The sequence below is a fragment of the Micromonospora fiedleri genome (genome assembly GCF_016774385.1).
Classification (GTDB): Bacteria; Actinomycetota; Actinomycetes; order Mycobacteriales; family Micromonosporaceae; genus Micromonospora; species Micromonospora gifhornensis.
Genome location: NZ_JAETXL010000089.1, coordinates 1 through 452, shown reverse-complemented (window position 1 = coordinate 452; position 452 = coordinate 1). Strand labels below are relative to the sequence as shown.

Here is a 452-nt window from a genome sequence, read left to right as displayed (position 1 = left end):
TACGCGCGTCTCTTCCGGTGTCGCAGTACCGAGAGCACTAACTGGCGCTGATACACATCTGAGTTGGGATAAAAGACAGGCGAGGGCCTGCTCGAGTAGGTCGGCCCGCTGGTCGAGCCCACCCCTCAGGAGAAGCCGCTCTCCATCGCGATGCGTGAGATCAACGCGTGTCTGCTCACCGCTGAACCGACCGACCAGCCGTAACTTTTCCACGTTCGATGAACGCCCGGATCATCCTCGGGGTCGGCGGCGGGATCGCCGCGTACAAGGCGTGTGAACTGCTCCGACTCTTCACCGAGTCGGGGCACCAGGTACGGGCCGTACCGACCGCCGCCGCGCTCTGGTTCGTCCGCGGGCCGACCTGGGCCGCGCTCCCCGGGGAACCGGCGGCCGGGGCCGTCAGGTACGGCGTGCCCGAGGTGCCGCCTGCATGGCTCGGCTCGCCGGCAGGA

The 452-nt window shown here is 67.7% G+C and carries 1 protein-coding gene and 1 pseudogene; both read left to right on the top strand.

Annotation, left to right across the window (positions count from 1 at the left end; translation table 11 throughout):
• Positions 1 to 78: 78 nt before the first annotated feature.
• Positions 79 to 204 (top strand): annotated as a pseudogene (gene rpoZ / locus JMF97_RS30770) (DNA-directed RNA polymerase subunit omega); the annotation flags it as partial.
• 14 nt (positions 205 to 218) lie between these two features.
• Positions 219 to 452: flavoprotein (locus JMF97_RS30765; RefSeq protein WP_273543977.1), on the top strand; the 234-nt coding region annotated here is incomplete at its 3' end.